The following is a 24,826-nucleotide window of genomic DNA, read 5'->3' on the forward strand; positions in this document are numbered from 1 at the left end:
CACATGATCAATTCACGGCGACACCGTGACCAGTTGCCGTGCCCGGCTTTCCCACCATCCACTCAGGACAGAAAGGGGTCGATAGCGCACTCACGAAGATGATCGGGACCGGGCACCCCGAGCATAGTCGCAGGGCGGCACACCTCTATTCACTGGAGGAATCGTGAGCCAGCCCGCACGAGAGACCACCCCCGCGGCACCCGACTCCGTGGTCGGCCCGATGACGGCGACAGCCGAGGGTTGGTCGGCACCGCTGTGGATTCCCGAGGACCACCCGTTCTTCTTCGACCACCCGCTCGACCACGTCTCCGGGATGCTGACCATCTGCGGGATGCTGGACGTGGTGACGGCGCTGGCGGGCGACCCCATCGAGCGCGGGGACCGGCGGATGCTGGTGGACCTCACCTTCCGCGGGATCTCCGACCTGGAGCGCCCCAGCGAGGTCCTGGTCAGCGAGGCGGACGACCGCTACCTCGTGCGGACCGAACAAGGCGGGGCGAGCACCTGCGACGGCTCGGTGCGCCTGGTCGACGGGATCGTGCCGCGCACCGGTCCGACCCCGGCCGGGGGGACCGAGCTGTGCCCGCCGGAGCTGGTGCACCGGCACCGGGTCGAGAACGTCATGCTGGGCGCCCCGGTCGAGACCGCCGAGGGCATCACCGCGCCGCTGCTGGCCCCGCCCCGGGGCCACTACCTCGACGGGTTCGGCGGCGCCCGCTACTCGGTGCGCGGGCTGATCGAGGCGAGCAGGCAGTTCTTCACCGTCCTGCTGCACCGGGCCGCGGACAAGCCGATGGGCACCACGACGTTCTGGATGCGCCTGGGCGCGGACCTGCCCTGCTCCCCCACCACCGAGGACGCGCTGTCCCTGCGCTGGCGGCGGGTCGGGCACAGGGGCACCCGGATCACGGTGGCCTTCGACCTCGTCGCCACCGGGTCCGGCGCGGTGCTGGGCTCCTTCGAGTACCACGCGGTCGCGGTGAGCGCGGTGGCGTACCAGCGGTTCAGGGCCCGGTCAGCGGCATGAGCGCGCCGCTGATGTCGAAGCAGGTGCCGCAGGTGCTGTTCACCCTCGCCGTCGTCGTGCTGGCGGCGGGGCTGGTGTGGCACGTCGTCGGGGCGCGGTGGATGGCGGGCGGCTTCACGCTGGCGTACCTGGCGTGGATGCTGGCCGAGGCCCGGGTCACCTTCAGCCGCGGCGGCGGCAGCGCGCCGGACCCGACGGTGGCGCCGTACGGGCTGGCCCGGCTGGCGGTGATCACCGCGGCGGTGTTCGGCCCGGCCCCGTGGACCGGGTGGGCCTGGTGGATGGCGCTGCCCGCGGTGGTGTTCCTCGGCGGGATGGCGCTGCGGCTGTGGGCGATCCAGGTGCTCGGCCGCTTCTACTCCCACCTCGTCGTGCGCCAGGCCGAGCACGGGGTCGTGACGACGGGCCCGTACGCCTGGGTGCGCCACCCCGCGTACACCGGCATGGTCGTGGCGAACGCGGGGTTCGTGGTGTTCTTCGCCGGGGTCCTCAGCGTGACGGCGTTCGCGCTGCTGGTCGCGGCCATCGCCTGGCGGATCAAGGCCGAGGAGGCGATGCTCGACATGGTGCCCGGCTACAGCCAGTACAGCGCGGGAAAGCCGCGGCTGATCCCGGCGGTGTGGTAGCCGTGCCCCTGCCCGCGTTCCCCTTCCCCGAGGGACCCGAACTGCGGCCGCCCGCCGAGTACGACGGTGTGCACGAGCGGACCGAGCCGCGGAGGGTGCGGCTGCCCGGCGGCGAGACCGCGCTGCTGGCCTGCCGCCACCAGGACGTGCGGGCGGTGCTGGGGGACCAGCGCTTCAGCCGCGCGGCCTTCGCCAGCGGGTCGCTGTTCTCCCGCGAGCCCGAGTCGCTGGCGCTGATGCAGACCGACGCCCCGGTGCACACCCGGCGCCGGAGCGCGGTCGCGGGCTACTTCACCGCGCGGGCCGCGCACCGCGTGGCGCCCGAGCTGACCGCGCTGGCCGCGCGGCTGGTGGACGACATGCGGGCCGCGGGGCCGGTCGCCGACCTGGTCGAGGACTACGCCGTGCCGCTGACCCTGACGGTGATGACCGACCTGATCGGCGTGCCCGCCGCGGACCGGTGGCGCTTCCGGCCGTGGGTCAACGTGATGATGTCGAGTTCGGGGCACACCGCGGACGAGGTCGCCGACGCGCACGCCAAGACGCACGCCTACTTCGCCGACCTGGTCGACGAGACCTGGCGGGACGGCACGGCCCAAGGGCTGATCGCCGATCTCGGCCGGGTGCCGGAGGCCGCGCGGGCGCTCAGCCGGGACGAGACGATCGTGATGTCCCTCGGCCTGCTCGTGGCGGGCTACGAGTCGACGGCGAACCAGCTGGCGGCCTTCGTGTACCTCCTGCTGCGCGAGCGGGAGCGCTGGGAGCGCCTGCTCGCCCACCCGGAGTGCCTCGACACCGCGATCGAGGAGATGCTGCGGTGGACGTCGGTCACCACCACCGGCGGCGTCGCGCACGTGGCCACCGCCGACATCGCGCTGTCCGGCGGCGTGGTCCGCGCCGGGGAGGTCGTCGTGCCGGTGACCCAGACCGCCGACCGCGACCCCGCGGTGTTCGCCGACCCGGACACCCTGGACCTGGACCGCGCGGACAACCCGCACGTGGCCTTCGGGCACGGCAGGCACCGGTGCCTCGGCGCCGAGCTGGCCAGGGTCGAGCTGCGGGTGGGCATCGGCACGCTGCTGCGGGAGCTGCCGGGGCTGCGGCTGACCGGCGCCGAAGCGCGCTGGCGGCGGGGTATGCAGGTCAGCGGGCTGTGGAACCTGCCGGTGTGCTGGGAGGGCTGATGATGGTGAGCGTGCCGGACGTGTACTTCTCCGCCGAGCAGCGCGCTGCCGTGGACGTGGTCGTGCACCGCGACCTCGGCGGGCCGGACGCCGTCGGGCTGGCGTACCTGGGCGGCAGCCTGGCCGTCGGCCTCGGCCACGCCGCCTCCGACGTCGACCTCTACGCCGTCGGCGACCTGCCTTTCCAGGACCGGGTGTACGAGTCCGGCGGCGTCACCGTCCACGTCTCGGCCTTGCGCGCGGACTCGGTGCGCGGGCTCGTCGAGCTGACCGCCGACTACCGGGCCACCGGCCTGGTGCGCGACCAGATCTACCTGGACCAGAAGAGCCTGCTGGCGCTGGTGCGCCTGACCACCGGCCTGCCCGTGCTGATCACTCCGGAGTGGACGGCCATTCTGGACACGCTGCGGCGGGACACGGTCCGCAAGATCTTCATGGCCCGCAACACCAACATGTTCGTCGCCTACGCCGAGGACGTCGCGGGCTCGCTGGCCAGCGGCGACCTGCTCACCGCGACCAGCACCTCCGCGCTGGCCCTGGAGACGGCCGGGGAGGTGGCGCTGGCCAGTGCCGACGACCTCTACTTCGGTCCGAAGTTCCTGGTGCGCCGCCTGTCCAGGACCCCGGCGACCGCGGCGTGGGCGCCGGTGGTGTGGCGGCTGCTCAACCACGCGTTCTCGACGCCGCACCCGGACGAGGCCGAGGTGCGCCGGGTCGCCGAACGCCGCCTGTACGCCGCGAACCTGCTGGTCTCGGCCTGCGCGCTGCACGGCTGGGACCGTCCCCTGGCGGACCTGCCCGCCCCGACCGACGCGACCCCGCCGCGCAGCCCCTACTTCGCGCCGGTCCGGTTCGCCGACGGGTGGGCGCTGATGGGCCCCGAGCACGCCTACGAGGTGACCGAGGCGCTGGTCCGGCGGTGGTTCGACCTCACGGAACGGGACACCGGGCCGGAGGTGGCGGCGCTGGCGGCCGTCGGCGCGCTCGGCACGAACCCGCCCCTGCCGGGCACGCCGCACCCGCCGGACGCCGAGCTGCCCGAGGGCCTGCGGCTGCGCTGGGCCCCGCGGTTCACGATCCACCCCCGCGCCGAGCCCGCGGCGACGGGCGGGACGGCGTGAGCGGGCCGGTCGTCGCGGTGGTCGGCGCCGACGGGGCGGGCAAGTCCACGGTCACCGCCCTGCTCGCCGACCGCCTGGCCGCCGCGGGCGTGCCCGCGCGGCGCGGCGACCGGTGGGACATCGTCGACAGCCCGCTCTACCCCACCGCGGCGTGCCTCGGCCCGTCGGTCCCGGCGGCCCGCTCGTGCGCGGCGCGGATGTCGAGCACGCCCCGGCTGCTGTTCCTGCTGTGGGCGAGCACCCTGGCGCTGACCGACCGCGCGGGCGAGCCGGAGGACGGCGTGGTGCTGCTCGACGGGTACTGGATGAAGCACGCCGCCAGCGAGATCGCCTACGGCGCGGACCCGGAGTGGGTGCACGCGGTGGCCTCCGGGCTGCCGGAAGCGGATCTCGTGTGCTACCTGCGGGTCGCCCCCGAGGAGGCGTGGCGGCGCAAGGAGGGCGGGGCGCTGCCGTACGAGTGCGGGATGGACTTCACCTGCTCCCGGGAGAGTTTCCTCGCCCACCAGGGTGTCATCGGTTCCGTGCTCGACGACTGGGCCGGGCGGCACGGCTGGCTGGTCGTGGACGCCCACCAGCCGGTCGACGCGCTCACCGCGCGGCTGAGCGCCGCTCTGGGGGGCCGGACGTGAAACTGGGCCTGTGCTACTTCCCCACCGACTACGGAATGGGGCCCGGCGACGTCGCCGAGGCCGCGGAGGAGCGGGGCTTCGAATCGCTGTTCTTCTGCGAGCACACCCACATCCCGGTCAGCAGGCGGACCCCGTTCCCCCGCGGTGGCGACCTGCCGGAGATGTACCGCCGCTCCCACGACCTGTTCGTCGCCCTGACCGCCGCCGCGATGGCGACGAGCACCCTGCGCGTCGGCAGCGGGGTGTGCCTGCTCGTCCAGCGCGACCCGATCACCACGGCCAAAGCCGTGGCCTCCCTCGACCGGCTGTCCGGCGGCCGCTTGGACTTCGGCGTCGGCGCGGGCTGGAACCGCGAGGAGATGGCCAACCACGGCACCGACCCCACCACCCGCATGCGCCTGCTCGGCGAACGCGTGCGCGCCATGCGCCAGATCTGGGCCCACGACGAGGCCGAGTTCCACGGCGAGTTCGTCGACTTCGACCCGATCTGGAGCTGGCCCAAGCCGACGCGGCCCGCGGGCCCGCCGGTCCTGGTCGGCGGCATGGGCCCGACCGTGGAGTCCCGCGTCCTGGCCTGGGGCGACGGCTGGCTGGCCCAGAGCGTGGACCGCCCCACCCTGCCCGCCTTCACCACCCGCGTCGCCGACCTCCAGCGCCGCGCCGCCGACGCGGGCCGTCCCCCGGTCCCGGTCACCCTGTTCGCCGCGAACCCCGAACTCGTGCCCCAGTACGCCGAGGCGGGTGTCGACCGCTGCCTGTTCCTCCTGCCCGACGCCGACGCCGCGACGGTCACCGCGGCCATGGACCGCCTGCCCTCGCCCTGAGACCCGACCTGAGACCTGAGACCTCGCGCCGTCTCAGTGCCAGACCAGGGTGGCCGCGCCCGCGGAGAGCCCGCCGCCCGCGCCCGCGAGCACCAGCCGCTCGCCGCGCTGGATGGGGCGGCGGCGGTGGGAGGCGTGCAGGGTCAGCGGGATCGAGGCCGCCGCGGTGTTGCCGTAGTGGGTGGCGGTGATCTCCACCCGCTCGGCGGGCACGCCCATCTGCCGGGCCAGCGCCGCCAGCATCCGGCCGTTGGCCTGGTGGACGATGTAGCGGTCCACATCGGAGGGATCGATGCGGGAGTCGGCCAGCACGCCGTCGATGAGCTTGGGCATGGTGGTGAACACGTAGTCCTTGGCCGCCCGGCCGTCCATGTGGAAGTGGTGCTCGCCCGCGGCGATGGCGCGCGCGTCCAGCGGGGTCCTGGTGCCGCCCGCGTCGACGCCGACGACCCGGTGCCCGTCGCCGTCGGTCACGATCGCGGTGGCCTGGAAGCCGTACCCGGCGGGCACCTCGCCGAGCAGCACCGCGCCCGCGCCGTCGCCGAACAGGCTCACCGTGCGGCGGTCGCCGCGGTCCATCAGGACCGAGAACATGTCGGCGCCCACGACCAGCCCGTACCCGCCCCGGTACGACGTCCGCAGCATGCTGATCGCGACGTCCACGGCGAACAGGAACCCGGTGCACACGGAGTTGACGTCGAAGGCGGGGATCGACCTGACGCCCAGCTTGTGCTGCAGGATCGCCGCGGTGGCGGGCTGCGGGACGTCCGGGGTGCAGGTGGCCACGATCAGCAGCGCCAGCCTGCCGCGGGCGTCCGGGTGGGCGTCGAGCGCCTGCCGGGCGGCGTGCCAGGCCAGGTCCGACGTCGCCGTGCCCGGTTCGGCGTAGCGGCGCTCACGGATGCCGGTGCGCTCCCACACCCAGTCCTCGGTCACGCCCGTCCACGCGCTGATCTGCCGGTTGGTGATCACCCGCGAGGGCACGTGCGAGCCGAGGCCGATCACTCCGATGGGCACGGCGGTCCTCCCCTGCGTCTAGGCCGGGTTTCGGATGTGGAGCACGGCCTAGCCCGGCGGCGCAGCGCGCCAGCCGCTCGTACTGGGCCGGGTAGTCGGCGGCGGCCGGGAACAGCACGAGGCGGTCCGCCCCGGCGTCGGCGAACGCCCGCAGCCCGGCCGCCACCTCGTCCTCGGTGCCCGCCACCACGTGCCGCGCCGCCTGCTCGGGCGCGAGCCCGTACTGGGCCCGCAGGAACCCCGTGGCCTCCCGCCTGGCCGATTCCGGGTCGCTGTCGTCGGCGTTGGCGAAGACCATGACACCGGCCCGGGGCATGGGCCGCTCCAGCCGCATCGCCAACCCGGCCAGCTGCGCCCGGCGGCGGACGACGCCGTCGGGGTGGACGAACAGGCCCAGCCAGCCCTCACCGTGGCGCACGGTCCTGGCCATCGCCGCGGCCCCGCGCCCGCCGACCCACACCGGCGGCACGCTCCCGTGTGGACAGAGCGCGGGCACCTCGACGTCCCACGGCTTGGGCAGCCTGCCCGGCTGCCCGCTCACCAGCCGGGGCAGCGCGTCGAGGAACGCGTCCGTCCGCGCGCCCCGCTCGCCGACCGGCACGCCCGCCGCCGTCCACTCCCGCGGGTTCTCCCCGCCGACACCGATCCCCAGCACGACCCGGTCGTGCGACAGCGCTTGCAGCGAACTGATCTGCTTGGCGATCAGCGCGGGGTGGCGCAGCGCGGCCAGCAGCACCCCGAACGCGAGCCGGACCCTGCTGGTGACCGCCGCCGCGGCCGACAGCGCGACCACCGGCTCGACGATGCCGGTGTGGAAGGCCAGGTGGTCGACCGTCCACACCGAGTCGAACCCCAGTTCCTCCGCCCGCACGGCCGATTCCGCGATCCCGTACCGCCCGGCGTTGGCCGCGCTGGTCGAGGGCAGCATGACCCCGATGTCGGTCATGCCGCCTCCCGCCTCTCGACTTCGACCTCGATCAGCCGGACCGTCCCCGCCGCCCCGTCCAGCTCGACCCACGCCCCGTCGGGAATCCGGGTGGTCGCCTCGCGCACCGCGACGACGGTCGGCACGCCGAGCAGCCTGCCGGTGATGGCCGTGTGCGAGAGCAGCGTGCCCCGCTCGACCACCAGCCCCTTGGCGACGGTCATCAGGAACAGCCAGCCCGGGTCGGTCTCGCGGGCGATGAGGACGCGGTCGCGGCACTCCTCGGGCGGCACGGACGGGTGCAGCACGACCTTGGCCCGCGCCCGGACCACCCCGGCGCACGACGCCAGCCCCCTGAGCACGTCCTCGTCCGGCCCGGCCGCCACCGCCAGCGGCCGGGGCTCGGCCAACGGTGTGTCCACAGTGGTCACCTGCTGGGCGGGCGGCTCGGGCAGCGTCGTGTAGCGGTCGCGGTCGGCGCGCCTGATGGCCACCAGGCCGCGCAGGTCCGAGCCCGGCAGCGTGCCCTCGAACGCCCCCAGCACCTCCTCCACCGTCAGGTCCACGACGTCCTCGGGCCGATCGAGGTGGCCCGCGTCGGTCAGGTGCGCGCCCAGGCGCAGGAACACCCTCCGGGACAGGCCGTACAGCTCCGTGCGGCAGAACCTGGTGTCCTCCCTGGCCTTCACGAGAAGGCGCAGCACCGCGGCCAGCCCGCCCAGCACCGCCCGCTTGGTCCTGCCAGGACAGGCGGCGCGCAACGCCGCCTCGGTCTCGCGCCGGGCCCGGCGCTCCCCCGCGCGACTGGCCCGCACCGTCTGCCCCTGGCGGACGAACGGCCGGATCATGTCCACCACCAGCCCCGGCCGCTGCCGTGGGGTCGGCTGCTCCAGCTTGAGGTCGCCCGCGGCCCGGTCACCGAAGCGGCGCAGGTGCTCCGCGGCCGCGGCGGCCACCCGCGGCCCGTGGCGGCCCTCGACCACCTCCGTCCACAGCAGATCCGCGTCGGCGCTGAGCACCCGCTCGCGCAGTCCGCGGTCCCGGCCCACCAGCTCGGCCAGCGCGATGGCCGAGCGCAGCGACGCCAGGGACCGGTTCTCGGGCCCGCCGGAGAGCAGCCCGAGCATCAGCGCGTGGTCCTCCTGGCCCGCCCACCGCCGCAGCAAGGCGTCCAGCGCCCGGGTGACCAGGATGGTGTGGATGCTGTTGGTGAGGGTGATCCCCCACCGGGTGCCGACCTGCCCCCACAACTCCCGGTAGAACCGCACCAGCTCGTCGGGACCGCGCTCGTCGACCCGCGCCGCCGCCGCCGTGCGGTCCCACCACCGCAGGAAATCCCGCACCTGCCCCGGATGCGCGAGGAAGCCCGCTACGAGCCGTGGCGCGGCGCGCAGGGCCCGCAGCCGCCTGCCGGGCCGACTCGGCGGGCCCGCCGGGGTCTCGGCCAGGCCCATGCCCAGCTCCCACCAGCCCCGGATGAACTCGAATGCCCGCATCTGGCTGTGCAGGGCGAGCCAGGCGTCCAACCGGTAGTAGACCCGCCCGTCGATCAGCCCGATCATGCGCCCGAGGTGGTGGGCGTTCGCCCGGAGCCGGTGCTCGGGGACCCCGACGCGGCGGTAGAGGTCGGTGAAGATCAGCCGGTAGAAGTCGCGCGCCACCGTGTAGGTCAGCGCGCTGGAGACACCCGGGTAGCTTTCGGTGACGTTGTGGTTGCTCCAGGGGACCGTGGCCTTCTCGGCGGCGGCCGCCACCATCGGCCGCGCCTGGACGATGTGCACCGCACCGTCCTCGGTCACCGTCCCCTCGATGTCCTGCGGACCCCCGAAGTACTCCTCGATGCGTTCCGCGATGGCCACGACGCGGGCGATCAGCGCGTCGTCGAGCACCGGAACGTCGGCCAGTTCCCCGGGCACGGCCGGTGATCCGCCCGCAGGCGGCCCCACCATCCGCCGCTTGGTCACCAGTTCGGCCCGCACGGCGCCGTCCTCGACGAAGAAGTGGTCGACGTCCGCCTTCTCCTGCACCACGCCTTCCCCGATGCCGTACGCCGCGGCGATCACGTGCCGCGCGACGCCGTCGCGGGGATCGCGGGTGAACGCCACGAACGAGCGCACCCCCAACACCATGCGCTGCACGCCGACCGCGACCCGCGCCGCCGCCGGGTCGCCGCCCCGCCGCAGCCGGTACAGCACCGCCTCGGCCTTGTACGCCGACGCCCAGCACTGCCGCACGCGCTCGACCACGTCCTCGCGCGGCACGTACAGGAAGCTCTCGCTCATCCCGGCGAACGGGTCACCGGCATCGTCCTCGCCGGGCTGCCCCGGGGCGGGGACCACGCACGCCCGCACCGCCACCAGCCCGTCCGGCCCGACCAGGTCGTCGAACGCCGCCAACACCTCTCGGGCCAGCGGGCCACCCACCGCGCCGACCGACGCCGCGGCCCGCTCGCTCCACGCCCGGATGTCGGCGCTCGGCGCGGGCAGGCCACCGGGCGCCTTGGCGGCGTCGAAGGCGTCGGCGGTGAGGCAGAACAGCGGCGGCACCGGCAGCCCGGCCCTGCGCATGGACTCCAGCCGCGCGAACTTGTGCCCGACCGCGACCGGGTCGAGCAGCCGGTCCCCACGCGCCACCAGCACCGAGCCCTCCTCGCCACGAAGACCCTTCGATCTTCCAGCGCGGTGAGCGGCCGACACCAGTCGCGGCCTCACCGAACGGGGATGACCAGGTCACCCGGGTCCGGGCCCGAGTGGGGTCAGCGGGTCAGGTAGTGCGCGAGGTCGGCACGCTCGCGGTCGGCGATGAAGACCGACGGCACGCACACGATGACCTCCTCGACGTGGGGCAGGCAGCCCCAGGCGCAGTCGCCCCACGAGTCGGCGACCTTCAGCTCCGCGGCGGCGAAGCAGGGCTGCGTCACGCCGAGCTGGCAGGTGGTCGGGTGGGGGGTCTCGGCGTGGCGCAGGGCGGCGTGGCGCAGTTGTGCCGCGAGGGTCGCCGAGTGCGCGGCCTTGCCGTCGGTCTCGGCGGGCAGCCCCTGCTCGGCGCGCAGGGCCAGCAGGGCCGCCAGGCGCAGTTCCAGGTGCTCGGCGACGATCCCGGCCAGGATCGTGAGCATGCCCGCCTGGTCCGGGCTCGCCTCGCGGGGTTCGGTGTCCATCACGTTGACCGTGCCCAGCCGGTGCCCGTCGGGGCTGGTGATCGGGGCCGCGGCGTAGAAGCGCACACCCCATTCGCCGCGCACGAGGGGATGGCCTGCGGTCCGGGGGTCCGTGGTGGCGTCGGTGACGACGTAGGGCTCGTCCCGCAGGATCACCGACGCGCAGAACCCGGGCTCCACACCGACCTCGCACACACCGTCGAGTCCCGCGCTGCCCGCGAACCACACCCGGTCCTCGTCGACGATGCTCACCGAGCCGATCGGGGCCGCGAACAGCGCCGCCGCCATCTCCGCGACCCGTTGGACCGCGCCGTCGCCGGGCGCGTCGCGGATCTCGTAGCGGCGGACCGCGGCAAGCCTGCCGGGTTCGGCGTGCGGCAGTTCCCGGTCGCGGAATTCGGTGTCGGACACAGGCGGAGTCTAGGCGGCCGCCCAGACCCGGCGCCGCACCAAACCTCAGCAGCGCCGGGTATGGGCGGACGCCGTCCAGACGTGCGAGGATGCGCGACTTATGCGCCGTCAGACCCGAGCCGCGTACGCCACCGGCTCCTTCGTCACCGGGGCCTTCGGCACGGTTCCCGGGTTGCTCATGCTGCCGTACCTGACCGACTCGCTGGCCGTGCCCGCCGGGGTGGCCGGGCTGCTGGTGCTGGCGCCCAAGGCCTGGGACGTGCTGTTCAACCCGGTCGCCGGGCGGATCAGCGACCGGGCGGGCACCAGGGCGCCGTTCCTGCTGGCGGGCGGGGTCGCGCTGGCCGTGCTGTTCGCGGCGCTGTTCGCCGGGCCGTTCACCGGGGACGCGGCCATCGTCTACGTGACGCTGGTGTTCCTCGGCTGCGCGACGGCGTTCGCGTTCTTCCAGGTCCCGTACGTGGCGATGGCCGCGGAGATCACCGACGACCACCACGAGCGCACCCGGCTGATGACGTGGCGGATGGCGTTCCTGGCGCTGGCGATCCTGGTCTCCGGGGCCGGGGCGCCCGCGGTGCGCGACGCGGTCGGCGAGTACTGGGCGGTGGGGCTGGCCGTCGGGGCGCTGATCCTCGTGGGCACCCTGGTCACCGTGGCGGGCACCCGGGGGCTGCCCGCGCCGATCAGGCCGACGGCCGAGGCCACGCCCCGGCAGCTGGTGCGGGCCGTGCGGGAGAGCAAGGCGTTCCGGTCGCTGCTGGCGGTGTTCGTCGTCCAGGCCGTCGGGCTGGGCACCATGCTGGCCGGGGTCGACTACTTCGCCCGGCTCGTGCTGGAGGAGCCGGGCACCCAGGCGGCCCTGTTCGCCGGGTTCGTCGGGCCCGCGCTGCTGGTCATGCCGCTGTGGCAGCGGGTGGGCAGGACCAGGGGGAAGCGGTTCGGGCTGGTGGTGGCGTCGCTGCTGTTCGGGGCGGCGGCGGCCGGGCTCGGCGCGGCGCGGGTGCTGCCGACCGCGGCGGTGTTCGCGCTGATGGCCGTGGTCGGGATCGGGTACGCCGGGATGCAGGTCTTCCCGCTGGCGCTGCTGCCGGACATGATCAGCGCCGCGGAGCGGGCCACCGGCACCGCGCGCGCCGGGCTGTTCTCGGGGGTGTGGACCGCGGGGGAGACCCTCGGGCTGGCTCTCGGACCCGGGCTGTACGGGGTGGTGCTGATGCTCGGCGGGTACGTGGCCAGCAGCGGCGGCGCGGCCCAGCCCCCGGGCGCGGTGGTGGCCGCGTTGATCGGGTTCACTGTCGTCCCGGCCGTGCTGGCCGTTGTCGCCCTGCCCCTGCTCCCCCGGGAGGACACCCCGTGACCGACGTCTTGGCGGAACTGGCCGCGCTCCGCGACGGCGACCTGCCCACCCACGGCGGGCGGACCCTGGCCTACGTCTACGACAGCGCCCTGCCCGGCCTGGACGAGCTGGCCGCCAAGGCGCACGCGCTGGCGTCGTCGGTCAACGGGCTGGACCCGACGGCCTTCCCCAGCCTGCTGCGGCTGGAGAACGACGTGGTCGCCACGGCGGTGCGGCTGCTGGGCGGCGGTCCGGCGGCCGTCGGCACGGTCACCTCGGGGGGAACGGAGTCCTGCCTGCTGGCCGTGCAGGCCGCGCGGGACAGCCGCCCGGACGTCACCGCCCCGGAGATGGTGCTGCCGGAGACGGTGCACGCGGCCTTCCACAAGGCGGCGCACTACTTCGGCGTCCGCGCGGTCGTCGTCCCGGTGGACCCCGCGACGTTCCGGGCCGACCCGGCCGCCATGGCCGCGGCGATCACCGACCGCACGGTGCTGGTGGTGGCCAGCGCGCCGTCCTACGCGCACGGGGTGGTCGACCCGGTCGCGGAGATCGCCGCGGCGGCGCTGGCCGCCGGGGTGCGCTGCCACGTGGACGCCTGCATCGGCGGCTGGGTCCTGCCGTTCGCCTCGGTCGGGCCGTTCGACCTGTCGGTGCCGGGGGTGACGTCGCTGTCGGTCGACCTGCACAAGTACGCCTACTGCCCCAAGGGGACCTCGGTTCTCCTGCACGCCTCGGCCGACCTGCGGCGGCCCCAGTACTTCGCCAGCGCGGCGTGGCCGGGGTACACGATGCTCAATTCCACGACCCAGTCCACGCGGTCGGGCGGGCCGCTCGCCGCGGCGTGGGCGGTGCTGCGCCACATTGGACCGCGGGGCTACCAATCGCTGGCCGAGCAGGCGCTGGGGAGCACGCGGCTGATCGTGGCGGGGATCAGGGAGATCCCGGGGCTTCGGGTGCTCGGCGATCCGGAGTCGACGCTGGTGGCGTTCGCCGGGGTGGACGTGGACGTGTTCGTGGTGGCCGACGAGATGCGGGCGGCGGGGTGGTACGTGCAGCCGCAGTTCGCGTTCGGGTCCTCGCCCGCCAACCTGCACGCGACGGTGACCGCGGCCAACGCCGGGCACGAGGCCGACTTCCTGTCCGACCTGGACACCGCGGTGGCGGCCGCGCGGGCGGCGGGGCCGGTCGACGTCGCCCCCGAGGTCGTGGCGTTCGTCGCGGGGCTGGACCCGGACGCCCTCTCGCCCGAGGAGTTCGCCGGACTCCTGGCCGCGGCCGGGATGGGCTCGGGCGAGCAGGTGCTGCCCACCCGGATGGCCACGGTGAACACGTTGCTGGCCGCCGCGAGCCCTCGGCTGCGCGAACGGCTCCTGGTCGAATTCCTCGGCCTGCTCTACACCCCTTCGCGCTAGCCAATTCCCGCGTGGGCCATTCGGCGGCGGCCGTCCGCCGATCTTGACGGCCGTGGGTCGCCGTGCTGAGATCCATAAAAGTCTTCACGTCTTGGCGAGGAGAAACCATGTCCCTGCTCCGGCGTTCCCTCGCCGCGCTCGTGGTCCTGCCCGTCACCCTCGGGCTCGTCACGGCCCCCACCGCCGCGGCGGCCCTTCCCACGGCCGCCATCGCCCTCGGCGACAGCTTCATCAGCGGGGAAGGGGCGGGCGACTACCTGCCGGTCGCCGACATCAACGGCGTGCCGCAAGGCTTCCCGGGATGGTCGGCGGCGAACAGCAACCCGTACTTCTGCCACCGCTCCGCCAACGCGTCCCTGCTGCGGGCGTCGCTGCCCGGCATCTCGGCCCGGTTCAACCTCGCCTGCTCCGGCGGTCAGCCGCACGACATCGCCAACGCCTCGGCCAACCGCGCCAAGGGCCGCACGGTGGCCTCCCAGCTCGACCAGCTGCGCGCCGTCGCCCAGACGCACGACATCGACATCGTCCTGGTCGGACTCGGCTCGAACAACAGCCAGTTCACCTTCGGCGACGCGGCGTCGATCTGCGCCAACCGCTTCATCGCCGACGCCTGGACCGGCTGGTGGGAGTTCTGGGCCTACCTCGGCGGCCCCGTCCCGCAGACGCCCTGCACCGCGGCGGACCTGGCCACCGAGGCCGAGCTGGCCGCGGCGGGCACGGAGACCACGGCCGCCCTGCGCACCCTGCTCAACACCCTCGCCCAGGTCGACGCCGACGGCCAGCACCGCATCGTCTTCCAGGACTACACCAACCCGCTGCCCTTCGACTACGCCGCCGAGTACCACACCCAGGACGGCCGGGCCGACGACCGCGACAAGTTCCGCGACCTGGGCGCCGAGCGCTACGCCGCGGGCTGCCCCGCCCACCGCGCGAGCCTGGCCGCGGGCCACGTCTTCTCCACCGGCCTCGGCACCCTGGTCCGCAACACCCACGCCACCCTGTCCGCGGAGTACCCCGGCCGCGACCTGGTCTACCTCAACGTCCAGCGCGCCTTCGACGGCGCCCGCCTGTGCGAGAACCCGGGCAGCCCCGCCAACACCCTGGCTACGCCGGTCCGCCTCCACGAGGGCACCTCGGGCAACGTCATCACCAGCCTGTCCGGAATGGACAAGATCGCCATTCAGCGCGTCGCCAACAACTGCGTGACCTACTTCCAGACCTGCCAGGAGTCCTGGCACCCCAACAGCAGCGGCCACGCCGTCCTGGCCCAGTGCCTCACCGGCGCCGCCACCAGCGCGAACCGCGCGGTCAGCTGTGTCCGTGACGCGGGCACCGGCGCCATCAGGGTCGGCTGAGAATCCCAGCGACGACCGGGGGTGCCGCGGCACGTCGGCATCCCCGGTCGTGTCCATCCCCCTCGTTCGCCTGTCGGACCCTCTCGGGGCTCCGGCAGGCGATCGGTGTCAACGGGTCCGACTACAGCCACCAGTTCAGCGGGGTCGTGTCGTCGGCGGGGTCGTAGACGTTGACGTAGTACCACTCCCCCGCGGGGACCCTGGCCTGGTATCCGTTCATCGCCGCCTCGATGGCCGACCAGCCCGCGCTGAGCGGGATGGTGAATACCGACAGCGAGGCCGAGCGGTCGCGCGTCCAGCCGATGCCGTCGCAGCGGCCGCCGACGCGCTCGACCTCGACGCGCAGGTCGTCCAGCTCGGCGCGGGCCGCGGCCGGGGCGCTGACGTGCACGGCGATGTTGCCGCCGCGCTCCACCACGGTGAACGCGTGATCCGGCTTGACGGTCAGCAGGTCACCCGCCGCCGCGCCCAAGGCCAGGCCAGGGGAGGCGACGAGGCGCCAGCCGGACCCCTCCGGGACGGCGGGCACGTCCTCGTGCACCGGTCTGCCGGAGGGACCCTTCTGGACCAGAAGTCGCACCATGCTCACAGCGGGTGATCCTAGTCTGTTCGTCCGTATGGAGCGCCGCAGCTTCCGCGTTCGGCGCAGGACATCCCCGGTCTCGGCGCGCCGCGGTTGCCCGCGCTGAGGTTGCATGCCGCGCCTTCCAAGCACACGTTGGGTCTGGAGAGGTTGCCGCCCTGCGAGGTCGGCACGTTGCGGTGACCCAGGTGCACGTTCGACGGGTTGGTCGTGGTCTGGCCGCAGCGCCAGCAGGTGTAGGGCCCGCCCGCCTGGTCGGCCTCGTCGATCAGCGCTTGGCGCACGGTCTGCTGGCCCGCGCGGGAGCCGCCGCCGGGGCCGCCGGCGCTGGCCGCGATCTCGGCCGCCGTGGCGCCCTGCCCGTCGCGCAGGACCTGGCCACCACCGCCCATCGGCTGCTGAGTGGCGGGTCGCACCGTGGGTGTCGTGGGCGCCGCTGCCGGGGGTGGTGGGCTGCCGCGCAGCGATCGCACGATCGCGCCGCCGCCCTTGACCACCCCGAAGGTGACCCCGGAGACGACCGCGTCGGTGGCGACGGCGCCCGCGGTCTGCTCCTCACCGGAGATGGCCCGGGAGACGACACCGCCGGTGACGCCCGCGCCGACCGCCGCCGTGCCCTGCACGACCAGGGAGGCGCCCATCGTGGCCCCGGCGACCGCGCCGGAGATCACCCCGGCCCCGGCGGCACCCGCCAGCCTGCCCGCGTTGAACTCGCCGGTCACGGCCTGCCGGACGCCCTCGATGCCTGCGCCAACCACCAGCCCGATGCCCGCGCCGACGACCACGTTGAGCCAGCGGCCGTTGGGATCGTTGAGCCGGATCGGGTTGTGGCCCGCGTAGCTGTAGGACGCCAGGTTCACCGAGCTGTAGACGCCGCCTGCCGGAGAACCGTCCAGGTAGGACTCCATGGCCGGGTCCGGGCTCTGCCACAGCTGGGTGCGCGGGTCGTAGTAGCGCGCCCCGAAGTAGTACAGCCCGGTCTCGGGGTCGATCTCCTTGCCGGTGTACTGGTGCGGCACCGGCTGCGACGGGTGCTCGCTGACCCAGGTCTCCCCCGCCGCGAAGTACTTGGCGTGCTCGGCGAGGCCGCCTTGGTCGTTGGTGACGAACGAGGTGGAGCCCAGGTGGTCGCCGTGGGAGAAGTACTGCCGGTCCTCGGGGCGGTGCTCGGGCTCAACGGCCTTGGTCACCATCTTGGTCTGGCCGACGTAGACGTGCTTGAAGTCGTGGTTGCCGCGCGTGGAGTAGTTCTGGTTCGGGTAGAGGTGGAACTGGGCGCCGTCCTTGACCACCCGGTTGCCCTGGTCGTCGTAGCGGTGCCGGGCGCGGTTGGCGGTGCCGCCCGCGTTGTCGCACGAGGTCGGGACCTGCGGCAGGACCTGCTGCTGCACGTTCTCGTGCGTGCAGGCGAGGCGGTTCTCCTCGTCCCAGATCAACTGCCGGGTGGGCTTGGGCTGCTGCGAGCGGCTGATCTGGTTGCCGTTGGCGTCGTAGGCGATGGTGAAGGGCCCGAGCCGGTCCGGCGCGTGCGGCTTGGAACCGCCGTAGTTGTAGGCGTGGTTGTAGGTGGTCTTGTGCTGGGCGATGGCGTTGCCGCCGCTGACCAGCTCGTGGACCTGGTTCTTGTTGGTGATGTTGTGGACGGAGTCGTAGACCAGGTCCACGGTGTACCGGTCGGTCCTCGGGGTGCGGGGCTGGTAGGTGCCCTCGGCCCGGGTGAGGCGGTACAGGTCGTCGTAGACGAAGGTCTGCGTGCTCGGGCCGCCGACCTGCCTGCCGACCTCGGGGCCGCCGGGCACTGGCGCGGTATCCTGGATCGAGGTCACGTTGCCCACGGCGTCGTAGCCGTAGGCAACGTCCTGGAACACGTGGTTGCCGTGGTCGGCGTCGAGGCGGGCGTGCAGGCCGGTGAGCCTGCGCGTGGAGTCCTCGTAGCGGTAGGTGGTGCGGGTGCCGTTGCCGGTGTCGAGCAGGGCGCGCTGCTCGAACTTGTCGTAGTCCAAGCGGCTCAGGTAGGTGTAGTCGAAGCCGTTCTTGGTGCCGGTGGCCCCGTCGACCAGCCCGCCGCTGTTGTACCGGTAGGACAGGACCTCCCCGTCGGGGTAGGTCATGCCGAGCACGCGGTTCCACGTGTCGTAGCGGTACTCCGTCGTGAAGTCGCGCGTCTTGCCGCCCTGGATCGCCACGGTGCGGGTCTCGCTGGTCACCTCGCCGAGCGGCCCGTACTCACGGGCGACGGTGCCCGCGCCGTCGGTCATCGCCACCACGCGGCTCGCCCCGTTGTGCGGAGCGCCGGGCGCGCCGTAGGTGTAGGTGACGTCGTTGGCGGTGAACAGCGGGTAGCGGATCTTGCTGAGCCGGTTGAACTCGTAGTCGTACTCGATGGCGTGGCCGGACTGGGCCAGCTTGGCGGTGACCTTGCGGACCGGGTTGTCCGTCAGGTCGAACTCGGTGACCGTGCGGCCCGAGTCCGGGCTGGTGGCGACCGTGCGCCTGCCGAGGTTGTCGTACTCGGCTGTGGTGGCGTTGCCGCGGTCATCGGTCACCGTCGTGATCTGGCCCAGCGGGTCGAAGGCGTAGCTGGTCCAGATGACCGGCTGGCCACCCGCCGGGTTGAACTCCTTCACGGCGGTGGTCAGCTGGCGCACGTTGTCGTAGGTGCGCTTGGATTTGCCGTTGGCGTCGGTGGTGACCATCTGGAAGCGGGTCGCCCCCGAGCGGTCCGGGCCGAAGCCGTACTCGGTGGTGTCGACCGTGGCGTCCGGGTGGGTGGTGGACGTCTTGCGGTCGAGCACGTCGTAGGCCACCCGGGTCGGCGCCACCGGGTCGACGGCCGGGTTGAACGCGGCGTTCGCCGGGCCCTTGGGCTCGGTCACCGGGTGCGATATCGCCACCGGCCTGCCCAGGAAGTCGTACACCGTGTGCCCGGAGACCGTCATGACGTCGGCGGCGGGCGCGTCCTGCCCGGTGTGGACCGTGGCGTCCTTCTTCGTCTGGACCTGCCTGCGCAGGCCGTCGACGAAGGTGATCGTGTCGATGGTGTCGGGGCGGACCGTGCCGTCGGCCTGGCGGTCGACGTGCCGGGTGACCGCGTACGGGACCGGCGCGTCGGGATGGTACTCGAAGTCGATGGTCACCCGGTCCTCGGCGGCCTCGTAGGGCCCGGTGACGGTGTCCACCCGGCCCGCGGCGTCGTAGGTGTTGCGCACCCGCTGGCCGTTGAAGTCGGTGGTCGTCTCCACCAGGCCGAAGCGCAGGTCGTAGGTGGCCTGAGACTGGTAGCCGAAGCTGTCGGTGACGGTCTCGACGTGCACGCCGACGACCTGCTCGTAGGCGTAGTCGAGCTTGTAGCGCTGGCCGTGCTTGTTGGCCGGTTTGGTGACCGAGGCCAGGTTGCCGTCGGCACGGTAGGCCATGTCCGTGACGGCCTCGACCCCGGCCGCCAGCCGCGCCCGCACCTGGGTGATGTCGCCGGTCGCGCAGTCCACGGTGGACTCACGGTAGCGCATGAGCGCGCCGTCGCCGAAGACCTCGATGCGCTTGGGCGTGCCGATGATGTGGCCCGCCTGGCAGGCCGCGTCCTCGGCGGTGAACGCCACCCGGGTCTCGACGTCGTCGGCCGGGCCTGCGTCGGCGGTGTCCAGCCTGCGGGTCATGTTGCCCGCGCCGTCGTAGTCCATGGTCACGAATGTGGACAGGCCCGGGTTGGGCGCGCCCTCGAAGTAGCGGCGGTCGGTGCGCACCAGCGCCGGGAAGATCGTGGCGGTGGTGCTGTCCGCCGCAGCCGGGGCGCCGGAGAGATCGCGCAGCTGGTAGGTGTTCTCGGTCTCGGCGAACGGCCTGCCCTCGGCGTCGAGCGTGCGCTCGGAGCGCAGCAGCCCGCGGGTGTAGTGGCTGTCGTTGTGGAAGGCGCGCACCACCGTGCGGTGCACGGCGTCGCCCGCAGCCGGGTCACGGTGCCGCTCGGTCACCGTGGCGTAGCCGAGGAACTCGCGCTCCAGCCGGTCGAACCGCCCGCCCGCGTACTCGTGGGTGACGAGCTGGACGTCCTGCCCGTCGCCGGGGTGGCCGTCGTTGACCGCGACCCGGCTCAGCACCCACCGCGACTGCGGCAGGTCGTAGGTGTTGCCGTCACGGGTGTAGTCGAAGTCCATCGACCCGCCGAGCGGGCGCTTGACCGAGCGCAGCAGGTTGGTGCGGCCGGTCTTGTTGCGCGCCACCGTCAGTTCGTCGTCCTGGGTGGACGCGAGGTGGTCGGCGAAGCCGTCGCCGTCGATGTCGCGGATGGACTTCTCGGTGCGGGCCGCCCCGGCCGAGAAGTCCGCACCGGGGTTGATCACCACGCAGATGGCGGTGAAGCAGATGCCGAAGGTGAAGTACACCCCGCCGCCGAGCTTGGCGTTCTGGTCGCCGTTGAGCCCGGAGAGGCTGCCGTGGAACGGCACGGGCGACTCGAAACCGTTGCCGGTGTTGAGCGCGACCTTGATCGGCGAGCCGTCGAACACCCGGTCCATCAGGCCGTCGCCGTTGAGGTCCATCATCGTCGCCGACGCCGAGCTGCTGCCCTCGGAGTAGGACGCGCCGCCCGCGAAGCCGTAGAAGTCGGTGTTGAACCCGACGTTGACGCCGAAGTTGTCGCCGCCGCCGTCGTTGAGCGCCGCCGGGTTGCGCCAGGTCTCCGGCGCGCCGAACCGGTAGCCGAGGTTGAGGGCCACCCGGCCGTCCTCGTAGACCCGGTCGGGCAGGTCGTCGCCGTTGATGTCGACCAGGTCGAAGGCGGCGTCGGCGTCACTGCCGCCGATGCTGCCGCCCACGCCCAGCGGTGGCATGTCGTTGCCGGACTGGGCGCCGTTGGCCGCGGCGTGCCCCGGCGGGGACGCGTGGCCGCGCCCGGTGCCGATGGTGCGCGCCGCGCTGCCCGCACTGGCGTTGCCGGAGACGGTCTCAGTGCGGCGCACCGCGCCGTCCGGCGTGCCGCCCTTGGTCGCGCCCAGGCCGCCGACCATGTCGGTGTACTGGATGCCGCCCGCGCCCACGACATCGGGGAACTGGTCGCCGTTGAGGTCGACGTAGTCCACCTCGCCGGTGCTGTCGCCGGTGGCGACGCTGCCGCCGACCGAGCCGACCCCGCCGCCAACGCTGCCGGTCAGCGAGACCTGCTCCGAGCGCGACAGCCGCGGCACCGCCGTGGCACCGGCGAAGTCCTCCGGCTTGGGCAGGCTGATCGACGCCACTCCCAGCCGGGAGCTGCTGGTCCGGTCGCGGGCGATCCAGTTGTGCTCGCCCGCGCCCCACCGCTTGGTCAGCGGCGACGGGGAGAAGGCGGCCACCTTCGGCGGGGTGACGCGCGGGTCGGCGGCGAAGGCGTCCTTCTGCGCCTGCGGGTCCACCGAGTCGGGCAGCTGGTCGGCGAAGCTGTCGTCGATGACCAGGTCGTCCTGGGCGATCGGCTGGCCCGCGCGGTCGCGGTTGCCGTTGTAGCCGATGGTCGCCCACCCGCGGTACGGCTGCGAGAACGCGCCCTCCTCGGCCGCGCTGTGGAAGGCGTGCGGGGCGTCCACGCCGTCGACGGTGACCGAGCTGCCGGTGAGCATGGCGCGCAGGGTCGGGCTGGTGGTGCTGAAGTCGAAGAACAGCTCCTCGCCCGCCACGCCGTTGACCGCGACCGGGGCGGGCGTGGTGACCTGACCCGCGACGATGTCGAAGAAACCCTTGGCGGCCAACCCGCCGCGCCGCTTGACGGTGAACGCCACCCGGGCGGTCGGGGTCTCGCCGCCGAAGTCGAAGGTCAGCCCGGGGACGACCTCAAGCTGCCCGTCGGCAGCGACGACGTGGGCCGCCTGCGGCGCGGTGAGCCCGTCGACGGGGTAGATGTCCAAGTCGTACGGCGGGTGCACGACGACGAGGGGGCTGCCGTCGGGGGCCGTGAGCCGGTCGAGGCCTTGCGCGGCGGTGTAGTGCGCCCGTGGGGTCCACTCGACCTGGTCGACATCGATCGGGGAGTCGACGCGGACGCGCCACTTGAGCTTCTGGCCCTTCTGCACCGCGATGTCGCCGGTGACCGGGACCGTGCCCGTGGTGTGCGCGGCCAAACCCTGCTCGAACACCGCCGTGCCGTCGCGGGTGATCACCACGGTGACGTCGTCGGTGGTGGCGGCCTTCTTCAGCAGGTCGCCGGAGAGCCGCATGGTGCCGGTCAGCGGCACGGTCACCTCGCCGGCGCGGCCCGCGAGGGTGAAGTCGCGCGCGGCGTCGAACGTGTGGTGCGCCAAGCCGTTGACGTCGGTGCTCGCCGCGGCGCCGACGTAGCTGACGACCGGGTTCCAGACGACCTCGTCCAAGCCGCCGTCGAAGGCCGACTGGACGCGGAAGTAGAGCCGCTGGCCGCGGGTGACGGTGATCGAGTCGACGCCGGTGGGCGTGTACTCGGCGTCGTCCTCGGCCTCGATGCGCTGCGCCCACAGCTCGGCGCCCTCGTGCTGGATCGCGACCCGGACGCCGTCGGCGCTGGTGGAGGAGTCCCGCTCGGCGGCGGTCTCCGGGGCCAGCCTGACGCCCCCGGACAGGCGCACCTGGCCGTCGTACGGGGCGACCCAGCGGCGGACGCTGTCCAGCAGCGGGAAGGAGTCGATCATCCGCTCCTGGTCGGCGGCGTAGTCGCCGAGCAGCCCGTCGGTGTCGACCTGGCCGGAGCCGATCGGCACCGGGGTGTCGCCGCTGACCCCGTACACCGGGGCGCCACCGGCGCCGACGCGTCCGAACAGGACGGTGGTGCCGTTCACCAGGTCGGTGATGCCGTCGCCATTGGCGTCGGCGAAGTACTGCGTGGTGCGGGAGAAGGTGTTGACGTAGTTCAGCTGCGCGGCGACCGCTCCCGCGTAACCCTCGACGCCCAGGGTGACGGTGTCGCTGCTCTCGTTCTGGATGCCGGGCAGGGCCAGCGGGCGCGTCTCGTCGGAGAACCGCGGCGTACCTGCCGGGCCCGCCAGGTTGCGCCGGTACTTGACCTGGCCGCCGTCGCGGAACACTTTGTCCGGCAATGAGTCGCCGTCGACGTCGATGAGCGCGAGCAGGCCGCTGTCCTCGGCGTGGTTGAAGCCGACCTTGACGCCGACGGAGCCGGACTTGGTCGGCGAGGTGCCCACGCCGACGTAGAGGTGCCCGCCGCCGCCGACGCTGGTGTTGGCGTTGAGGGCGCTGGCCTCGCCCGCCTGGTCGGGGGTCAGGTTGAGCGCGTCGCTGCCGAGGTCGTCGCCGGGGCTGGTCCAGGCGAGCTGGTCGAACGCCTGGTAGTTGCCGTCGGCGTCGCGGATGTCGTCGAAGTAGTCGAACTCGTGGGAGGTGAACTGCGCCCCTGCCGAGTCGTGCTGGTTGATCTTCTTCAACAGGGTCTTGGAGAACGCGCCGGTGGTGTAGTCGAAGGAGTAGCTGCGAATCGGCTGGTCGTCCAAGTGGACCTCGACCCGGCGCAGCAGGTCGCCGGTGACCCGCTTGAACCCGCCGCGGGCGTCGATGGTCTTGTCCGCGCGCAGCGGCTCGCCCAGCTCGCGGTCGCGGACGAAGGTGACCGAGTAGCGGCCCTCAGCCTCGCCGTGGCCGGTGTAGGTGATCCGCTTCGGGTAGAGGTTGCGGCCCGGCTCGGCGCCACCGTCCACGCCCGCGTCCTCGACCTTGGCGTGGTGGTAGCGCAGCAGGTTGCCGTTGGCGTCGCGGATCTCGCGCAGAGCCCACAGGTGCACGTTGCCCTCGGCGTCGGCCAGGGTGGCATCCGCCTCCGGGGCCGCCGCGCCCTTGACCGCGCCGTAGAAGTAGGTCGTGCCGGACTTGTCGGTGACCTCCCAGCGGTAGCTCGACGGGGAGTCGCCGCGGCGGACGATCCGGTCGAAGCCACCCTCGACGCGGGCGTGGAAGACCTTGTCGGCGGTGCGGGCCTGGAGCGGGCCGCGGTGCGCGACCGGGGTCAGCTGCTCGCCGTTGAGCAGGTAGGTCTCGGTCTCCTGGGCGTCGTCGTAGCGCGGGACGCCCCAGCGGGTCTCGGTGACGATGGCGGGCGTGGCCAGGTCCCAGCCGGTTCCCATCCAGCCGTTGCCGCCCGCGGAGGTGTAGCGGACGTCCAGCTTGGGCTGCAGGCCCTCGCGGCCCGGCGGCACCTCGATGGGATGACTGAGCCGGTTGTCGCCCTGGCTGTTCGGGCCTGGCGGGGCGATCAGCGCGACGCCCTGCGCGGGGTCGGCGGCCTGGATGTCCTTGAGCTGGTTGGGGTCGAACGAGGCGCCCTCGGCGTGCTCGGGGACGGTCACCGTGGCGTTGACCATGTTGGTGAAGTGCTCGGTGGCCGAGACGATCTGGTGGTTGGCCTCGTCGACGGCGACGCGGCGCAGGGGCTTCCAGCAGGCGCCCAGCTCGTCGTAGAAGAAGGTGAAGATGTCGTTGGCGGTGAAGTCCGCGCTGAGCAGCGCCGGGTCGTACGGCATGGTGACCGTGATCTCGGCGGAGAACGTGTGCGGCGTCGGGGTGAACCGGTAGCCCTTGTGGCGGCCGGTCACGTTCGTCATACCGGTGTCCAGCTCGGGCACGTGCCCTTTCCCCAGCGGGGTGATGCCCACGCCGATGGGCAGCCGCACGGCCTCCGGGCCGATCCGCAGCTGGGCCCCCTCGTGGGCGATGGTTCGCACGCCCGCCTCGCCTGGCCGCACCACCACCTGGTGGGCGGGCAGCCCGGCCCCGGCGCGCGCGTCGCGGTTGAAGACCTGGACAGCTCCAGTGCCACCCTCGGAGCACTGGTCGCCGACCGCGGCGGTCACCGGGGTCGTGGACGCCAAGACCGCGGCGGGCTCCGGGGGGGTGACGGAAAGGCCGGAGAAGGCCAGCGACAACACGGCAAACCCCGCCAGTGCGCGGACCATCACTGGGCGATCGACAGCGAATCCGGCCACCTGAACCACTCCCAAAAGACGAAGAGCACTCGTCACACCGGGAAGTAGTTCGCGGCGCGGGCCTCCGGCGTTGCACACGTCACCGGAATGGCGACGTCTATCCGGCAGGTTGTCCCACGTTCGTCGCAGCCCTTCTACGGAGAGCGGGTCTACGCGAGCAATCATCACTCGAACGCCTGGCACCCGAAAGGCCCACTCCCGACTGCTCACTGGGCCCTCCGGCTGGCGCACCGCGGCACCAGGTGGCGCACGTCCTGCGGTCCGGTCCCATCAC

The 24,826-nt window shown here is 73.2% G+C and carries 15 protein-coding genes; 9 read left to right on the forward strand and 6 right to left on the reverse strand.

Annotation, left to right across the window (positions count from 1 at the left end; translation table 11 throughout):
- The first annotated feature begins 163 nt into the window (after positions 1-163).
- From ACTG9Q_RS12045 to ACTG9Q_RS12070, 6 genes are read left to right on the forward strand one after another with little or no spacing between them, the layout of a single operon-like run.
- On the forward strand, positions 164-1,027 hold the full coding sequence (locus ACTG9Q_RS12045; protein ID WP_455572797.1) for an AfsA-related hotdog domain-containing protein: 864 nt from the start codon (positions 164-166) through the stop codon (positions 1,025-1,027).
- The gene (locus tag ACTG9Q_RS12050; protein WP_455572798.1) at positions 1,024-1,653 is read left to right on the forward strand and encodes a methyltransferase family protein; all 630 of its coding nucleotides are present in this window, start codon (positions 1,024-1,026) and stop codon (positions 1,651-1,653) included. The genes ACTG9Q_RS12045 and ACTG9Q_RS12050 overlap by 4 nt, the downstream gene beginning before the upstream one ends.
- Positions 1,647-2,837 (forward strand): cytochrome P450, encoded by a 1,191-nt coding sequence (locus tag ACTG9Q_RS12055; RefSeq protein WP_455572799.1) that lies wholly within the window; start codon positions 1,647-1,649, stop codon positions 2,835-2,837. The genes ACTG9Q_RS12050 and ACTG9Q_RS12055 overlap by 7 nt, the downstream gene beginning before the upstream one ends.
- The gene (locus ACTG9Q_RS12060) at positions 2,837-3,958 is read left to right on the forward strand and encodes a hypothetical protein (RefSeq protein WP_455572800.1); all 1,122 of its coding nucleotides are present in this window, start codon (positions 2,837-2,839) and stop codon (positions 3,956-3,958) included. Before ACTG9Q_RS12055 ends, ACTG9Q_RS12060 begins: the two co-directional genes overlap by 1 nt.
- On the forward strand, positions 3,955-4,590 hold the full coding sequence (locus tag ACTG9Q_RS12065; RefSeq protein ID WP_455572801.1) for a thymidylate kinase: 636 nt from the start codon (positions 3,955-3,957) through the stop codon (positions 4,588-4,590). Before ACTG9Q_RS12060 ends, ACTG9Q_RS12065 begins: the two co-directional genes overlap by 4 nt.
- Positions 4,587-5,414 (forward strand): LLM class F420-dependent oxidoreductase, encoded by an 828-nt coding sequence (locus ACTG9Q_RS12070; RefSeq protein ID WP_455572802.1) that lies wholly within the window; start codon positions 4,587-4,589, stop codon positions 5,412-5,414. Before ACTG9Q_RS12065 ends, ACTG9Q_RS12070 begins: the two co-directional genes overlap by 4 nt.
- A gap of 33 nt (positions 5,415-5,447) precedes the next feature.
- On the opposite strand, the gene ACTG9Q_RS12075 is transcribed toward ACTG9Q_RS12070, so the two are convergent.
- The 4 genes from ACTG9Q_RS12075 to ACTG9Q_RS12090 form a co-directional block, all read right to left on the reverse strand.
- Complete coding sequence (locus ACTG9Q_RS12075) at positions 5,448-6,425, reverse strand: 3-oxoacyl-ACP synthase III family protein (protein WP_455573080.1); 978 nt, start codon at positions 6,423-6,425, stop codon at positions 5,448-5,450.
- Positions 6,310-7,377, reverse strand: coding sequence for an LLM class flavin-dependent oxidoreductase (locus ACTG9Q_RS12080; protein ID WP_455572803.1), 1,068 nt, complete (start codon positions 7,375-7,377; stop codon positions 6,310-6,312). The genes ACTG9Q_RS12075 and ACTG9Q_RS12080 overlap by 116 nt, the downstream gene beginning before the upstream one ends.
- Positions 7,374-9,995 (reverse strand): PEP/pyruvate-binding domain-containing protein, encoded by a 2,622-nt coding sequence (locus ACTG9Q_RS12085; RefSeq protein WP_455572804.1) that lies wholly within the window; start codon positions 9,993-9,995, stop codon positions 7,374-7,376. The genes ACTG9Q_RS12080 and ACTG9Q_RS12085 overlap by 4 nt, the downstream gene beginning before the upstream one ends.
- A gap of 116 nt (positions 9,996-10,111) precedes the next feature.
- A complete protein-coding gene (locus ACTG9Q_RS12090; RefSeq protein WP_455572805.1) occupies positions 10,112-10,927 on the reverse strand; it encodes a GAF domain-containing protein in 816 nt (271 codons plus the stop codon).
- A gap of 100 nt (positions 10,928-11,027) precedes the next feature.
- On the opposite strand from ACTG9Q_RS12090, the gene ACTG9Q_RS12095 reads away from it, so the two are divergent.
- The 3 genes from ACTG9Q_RS12095 to ACTG9Q_RS12105 all read left to right on the forward strand — a co-directional run bounded on the left by ACTG9Q_RS12095 (position 11,028) and on the right by ACTG9Q_RS12105 (position 15,033).
- A complete protein-coding gene (locus ACTG9Q_RS12095; protein ID WP_455572806.1) occupies positions 11,028-12,284 on the forward strand; it encodes an MFS transporter in 1,257 nt (418 codons plus the stop codon).
- Positions 12,281-13,678 carry a pyridoxal phosphate-dependent decarboxylase family protein gene (locus ACTG9Q_RS12100; RefSeq protein ID WP_455572807.1) on the forward strand — a complete coding sequence of 466 codons (1,398 nt, stop codon included), beginning with the start codon at positions 12,281-12,283 and terminating at the stop codon, positions 13,676-13,678. The genes ACTG9Q_RS12095 and ACTG9Q_RS12100 overlap by 4 nt, the downstream gene beginning before the upstream one ends.
- A gap of 107 nt (positions 13,679-13,785) precedes the next feature.
- A complete protein-coding gene (locus ACTG9Q_RS12105) occupies positions 13,786-15,033 on the forward strand; it encodes a hypothetical protein (protein WP_455572808.1) in 1,248 nt (415 codons plus the stop codon).
- A 121-nt stretch (positions 15,034-15,154) separates the two neighbouring features.
- Here the strand turns inward: ACTG9Q_RS12105 and ACTG9Q_RS12110 are convergent, their stop codons facing one another.
- On the reverse strand, positions 15,155-15,616 hold the full coding sequence (locus ACTG9Q_RS12110) for a DUF4265 domain-containing protein (protein ID WP_455572809.1): 462 nt from the start codon (positions 15,614-15,616) through the stop codon (positions 15,155-15,157).
- A 17-nt stretch (positions 15,617-15,633) separates the two neighbouring features.
- Positions 15,634-24,522, reverse strand: a complete 8,889-nt coding sequence (locus tag ACTG9Q_RS12115) for a SpvB/TcaC N-terminal domain-containing protein (RefSeq protein ID WP_455572810.1) — start codon at positions 24,520-24,522, stop codon at positions 15,634-15,636.
- Positions 24,523-24,826: the final 304 nt, after the last annotated feature.

Source organism: Actinokineospora lacus (assembly GCF_053813445.1).